This window comes from Aeromonas sp. HMWF014 (genome assembly GCF_963878295.1).
In the GTDB taxonomy this organism is placed as follows: Bacteria; Pseudomonadota; Gammaproteobacteria; order Enterobacterales; family Aeromonadaceae; genus Aeromonas; species Aeromonas popoffii.
The window spans coordinates 1-5,107 of sequence record NZ_CAWNYS010000133.1; the positions used below are offsets into that span (position 1 = coordinate 1).

The 5,107-nt window shown below is 60.5% G+C and carries 6 protein-coding genes and 2 pseudogenes; all 8 read right to left on the reverse strand.

All coding sequences use genetic code 11. The features are described from left to right. On the reverse strand, window positions 1–420 hold a 420-nt coding region (locus AAC083_RS05305), incomplete at its 3' end, for a DUF2806 domain-containing protein (RefSeq protein ID WP_146181583.1). Between the two features lie 193 nt (window positions 421–613). Then, a pseudogene (locus AAC083_RS05310) lies at window positions 614–1,089 on the reverse strand (DUF3299 domain-containing protein). Between the two features lie 31 nt (window positions 1,090–1,120). Further along, on the reverse strand, window positions 1,121–2,368 hold the full coding sequence (locus tag AAC083_RS05315) for an ABC transporter permease (RefSeq protein ID WP_108536025.1): 1,248 nt from the start codon (window positions 2,366–2,368) through the stop codon (window positions 1,121–1,123). A gap of 76 nt (window positions 2,369–2,444) precedes the next feature. Beyond that, on the reverse strand, window positions 2,445–3,134 hold the full coding sequence (locus tag AAC083_RS05320) for an ABC transporter ATP-binding protein (RefSeq protein ID WP_108536026.1): 690 nt from the start codon (window positions 3,132–3,134) through the stop codon (window positions 2,445–2,447). Between the two features lie 4 nt (window positions 3,135–3,138). Further along, window positions 3,139–3,729, reverse strand: coding sequence for a DUF2796 domain-containing protein (locus AAC083_RS05325; protein WP_108536027.1), 591 nt, complete (start codon window positions 3,727–3,729; stop codon window positions 3,139–3,141). Between the two features lie 36 nt (window positions 3,730–3,765). Next, window positions 3,766–4,056, reverse strand: a complete 291-nt coding sequence (locus AAC083_RS05330) for a hypothetical protein (RefSeq protein WP_108536028.1) — start codon at window positions 4,054–4,056, stop codon at window positions 3,766–3,768. Between the two features lie 44 nt (window positions 4,057–4,100). Continuing rightward, window positions 4,101–4,643, reverse strand: coding sequence for a YtfJ family protein (locus AAC083_RS05335; protein ID WP_108536029.1), 543 nt, complete (start codon window positions 4,641–4,643; stop codon window positions 4,101–4,103). A gap of 264 nt (window positions 4,644–4,907) precedes the next feature. Next, a pseudogene (locus AAC083_RS05340) lies at window positions 4,908–5,107 on the reverse strand (hypothetical protein); the annotation flags it as partial.

The window sequence follows — 5,107 nt, forward strand, 5'->3', positions numbered from 1 at the left end:
GATCCGCTGGAATAGCAGGGCCTCGCGCTGGGTCATCTCTTTGAGGGTGGTGAGGGCACGAATGGAGAAACGGCCAGGGGTGGCGATCTCGATAGCGAAGATGCGCCCCCACAGCTGCTGCATGGGCACCATGCTGATGTCTTCCGCCAGTTGCAGGAAGCGGGTCAGCCAGTCGCTGTCCATCTCGCCGCCGGCGGCCGTCTCTTCGCAGTTGCGGGAGGCCATCACCATGATGGCTTCCAGATTGCGCTGGCGAGCGGCCTGATCCGCCAGATGGCGAAAGGTGGCGCGCTGTTCGAAGGTGCTGTCGCTGTTGCGAGTGAGCATGCCGTCTATGCCACGGCTGCGGGCCAGACGCAGGGTCTGCTCCTGGCTGCTCAGGATGGAACTCTCTTTCTTGGGCGGGGGCAGGTCAGCCATGCTGGCTCCGTGATCGCAAGGTCTAGTCTTGAATGTTACTCCAACCGGGATGGCGGGCAATCCCTCAAGCAGGGGCGGGTCACGGTTTCGACAGGTAAGGGAATAAAAAATGGCCTCCGGTCGAAGGCCACTGTTGCTGGATGCGGAGTTCGCTCACCGGGGGGCTGGCGCGCATCATGATGTCTGGTCTGACTTACTCTTCTTCGTAGACGCTGACCTCGACCGCTTCCATGGAGTAGGAGGCGGTGGCCATTTCGTGGCTGGAGCTGATAGTGCGCATCTTGCCTTTCACCCAGATGGCATCCCACAGATCATCCACCGGCGCACCCTTGGGGTAGCTCACATAGATCACCTGATTGGTTGGCGGGGCGGCACATGGATGCAGGCGCCAAAGTAGGGCACCAGCAGGAAGGCGGTGATCTTCTTGGCATCCCCCTCCAGCGGTACCACGAAGCCCGGGATCCGCACATTCTGCTGATCCAGCTTCTTGTTCACACCGCCCACCGGCTGCGGTACCGACATGGGATCTTCGTGATTGACCTGGGGCGGTGGCAGCAGTCTCTCCCCTTCCGGGATAAGCACATCCCAGTCGATGGTTTTGTAATCGGCGGCCATGGCGGGCAGCACCAGCAGGCTGGCCAGCAGCGCCACTATTTTCCACTTCATCATCTGTCTTTCTGTTCCTATTTTGGGCGTCTCGCTAGACGCGAATGCTCATGCCATCGCTCAGGCTGTAGCGGTAGGCGCGGGCGGCAGGGAGCAGGCCTATCACCATGCCCGCCAGCCACACTATGCCCAGCAACTGCCATTCGTAGGCGCTGGGCAGCCCCACGCTTAATTGAAGGCCATAGTGGCTGAGTAGCCAGGGGGTGGCAAGCCCCTGTCCCAGATAGAGTGCGGCCACCCCGAGGGCGATGCCGACCGTGGTGAGGGCCATCGCCTCCAGCGCCAGCAGCAGGAACAGGTGGGAGGGGCCAGCGCCCAGGGATCTCAAGATGGCCAGCTCGCGCCGCCGCTCGTTGAGCCCCGCCAGCAGGGTGGTCAGCATGCCGATGAGGCCTGCCACCACCACGAAGCCGGCGATCACCGACAGCGCCGTTTCCGCCACGCTCATCAGGCTCCACAGCTCCTGCAGGGCGGCCCCCGGCAGGATGGCCATCAGCGGCTCACCCCGGTAGGTGTTGACGCTGCGCTGCAGCTGGAATGCCAGGATGCGGTTGCTCAGCCCCACCATGAAGGCGGTGATGGTTTTGGGTGTCAGATCCTGTGCCAGCGCCTGTTCGGCGGTCACGTTCTTGCTGTGCCGGCCCGTGTCCCAGCCCAGATGGATCGCTTCGATACCGGCCAGTGGCACGTGGATGGTTCTGTCTATGGGGGTTCCGGTCGGTGCCAGGATCCCTACCACCCTGAACGGCAGATTGTCATGCTGGCTGAACGAGGTGCTGCCGGCGCCGTGGGCGATGACGATGGACTGATCCAGCCGGTAGCCGAGCTTCTCGGCCACCTGGGCACCGAGCACCGCCTCGAATGGCGTGTCGAACGGCCGCCCCTCCCGCAGTTGTAGCGATTGCTGCTGACCGTACTTCAGGTGGGTGAAGTAGTCGCCATTGGTGCCGAGCACCCGAAAGCCCCTGTGAGAATCACCGAGGGAGAGGGGGATGGTCCAGGCGACGCCCGGTTTTGTCTTGATGGCCTGATAGGCCTCCCAGCCCACGTTGTTGGTGGGATTGCCGATGCGAAATACCGAGTAGAGCAGCAGGTTCACCTGGCCGGAGCGGGCGCCGACGATAAGGTCGGTCCCCGAGACGGTATTGGAGAAACTCTCGCGGGCCTGGGTACGCACCCGCTCTACCCCGAGCAGCAGGGTGACGCTGATGGCCACGGCGAGCAGGGTGAGCCCGGCGGTGAGACGGCGGGCCCAGAGACTTTGCAGGGCGAGTTTTAGCATACTGGCCTCCGGTTTTGTGGCTGTGATGCAGCCATTGGTGCGGGTCTGGCCCGGTAGATAGCGCTGCTATTGCGATTCAGCATATGGCCCTCCGGTTGAGCAGTTGCAGATTTTCCACTCGCGGGAAGAGCGGCTCGAGGTAGGGATCGTGACTGACGAAGATAAGGGTCGACCCCTGTTTGTCACACTCCTCGAACAGCAGTTTGATGAAGGCGGCCCGGTTATCGGTATCGAGAGCCGAGGTGGGTTCATCGGCAATCACCAGCGGTGGCGAGCCTATCAGCGCCCGTGCGGCGGCCACCCGCTGTTGCTGGCCTATGCTCAGGGCATGGACGGGTCTGTGCAGCGCCTCGGCCGGCAGTTGCAGCTCCGCCAGCATGCGGCGCGCCTCCTGTTCGGGGCTCCCCTGTAGGCGAGCCCGCTTCTCGGGCGAGAAGGTGAGGGCGGCGGTGACGTTGTCCAGCACCGATAAAAATGGCAGCAGATTGAACTGCTGGAAGATATAACCCAGATTGGCCGCCCGGAAGTGGTCACGGGCACGGCCGGATAGCTGGGCCAATGGCTGGCCCAGCACTGCCAGGGTGCCGTGGTTGGCGGTCTGGATCCCGGCAAGCAAGCCAAGCAGGGTCGACTTGCCGGAGCCCGATGGCCCCTTGATAAACACCCGTTCCCCCTCGTTGATGGTGAGGGCGGGCAGATCGAGTACAGGCTCGTGATCCGGCCAGGCGAAGGCCAGATCGCGGATCTCAACCACGGCTTGTTTCATGGTGTTACCAGCTCAGCTTGTTGGCGGACGGGGTCAGTTCGGCAGCAGTCTGGCCGGTGGGCAGTATGCCCTGCACGCTCAGCTTCTCCAGGCTCGGATAGACGCTGAACAGGGTCGCTTCCAGTCCGGTCAGTTTGGCCGGGGCCTCACAGGTATAGGTGTACATGGCACCCACATCGGCGTGACCCGCATCATCATGGTGGTGGTCATCATGACTGCTGCCAGCCTTTTTATGGTCATGGTCATGGTCATGGTCATGGTCGTGATCATGCTCTTCCTTGGCGGCATTGAGCTCCTGCTGGGTCAGTTTGCAGCCAGCGGTCGGGTCGAGGCGAAACAGGGCATCGGGTTGCTTGAGCTGAGCCATGGCCTTGGCGTATTGCGCCTTATCCTCGTCGCTCTTGGCCGCGTGCTCGAAGCCCACCAGATCGGCGGCGGGCGCCTGCAGCTCGAGCATCAGCTGGTTGCCATCGAGCACCAGGTTGAGATGACCGTGGCCGTGCTCGTGGGCACCGTGCCCATGACTCTCATGCTCGTCGTGATTTGCTTGTACGCCAAAGGCGGCTGCGGCCAGTAACAGTGTGACTGCTTTCATCGTTAATCCTTTTGAAACCATTGATAAGAGAAATGTTCAGTGGGAGAAGCAATGAAAGTGCGGCGGAGCACGAATGCGGCAGTGGCCTGTAGGAGTGGAATCTATTGTGGGCAAGGCGGTATCGAGGCGCTTGCCGATGACAACATGCTGGACTGGGATGGGCAAGTTGGGCGTCAGTGCCAGCTTGCCATCGAGATGGAGGGCGCAAAGGACGCAAGTGTGGCTATGACCGGGCTGGTCTGCTTCCAGCGGGTGTTGTGCCAGCGCCGGTTGCAACCACAACCAGCCCAGCAGCAACAACCAGATTTTCAGCTTGAAACGACCCATAGACCCTTATGAAAGGGGCGCCATCAGCGCCCCTTCTCTCTGATTCAGAGATGGGACTGGATGAGCCCCATCACGGTAGCAATGTTGTTGGCATCGAGCTGGCCATCTTTGGCAAACAGCACCTTGCCCTCTTTATCCAGCAGTATGATGGCCGAGCTTTCCGGCGCGAGATCCCAGGCGTTGCGGGCCATGCCTTTGGCATCCAGCACCATGGCGGACCAAGGGAACTCTTTCTTGCTGTCTTCGGCACTGCTCTTCACAAAGCCGGAAGTGCCCCAGATGGCGTCATTGCTGTTGATGATGGTGACTGTCTGGTACTTGTCGTGGGGCAACTTGGCCGCCTTGATCGCCTCGATCATGGGGGCGTTCAGCTCTTTGGCACTGGAGCGACCCGCGATGTGCTGGATCAGAAAGACTTTGCCAGTCAGTACCTTGCTTTGCCAAGGTTGGTAGCTGACCTCTTTTTCTTGCAGTACCAGCTCACCCTTGTCGCTGATGTTGACCAGCGGTATCTGGGCAGACTCCTTGATATTGTGAGCCATGACCAATGTTGGCAGCAGCGCCAGAGTAAGTACGAGATGTTTCATCCTGATGACACTCCTTTTGTTATGTTATAACGATTTTTCACTTGAGGGAATGGGGCAGAACTCATCCTAAACTGATCGGATCTGTTTAAAAAGTGTTAAATAAACTCGCGAGTGAGCCGCGCGGGCTGCCCGCCAGCGCAGAAAGCGGCTGGCAAAGGCGGCTAGGATGGCATGCAATCGATAAAAATCAATTAGTTATCAACTGGTTTGAGGAGTGTGCTTCAGTTGAACCGGTTGTGGTGCAACCGGCATGACGGGTGTGGCTCAGTACAAGGGTTCGCTGATCAGCGGGATCTTGGCCATGGTCATCTGCTGGGCCAGCAGGGGTGAGCCGGTCAACAAAACGTGGCGCTGATTGCCGATCACCAGGGTATCGCCCTTCAGGCCGCTGTCGGCCGTGATGGCCAGCCAGGCTGGCGAGACGCTGCCGATGCTGATGTTGGGGTATATGATGCTGAGCATGT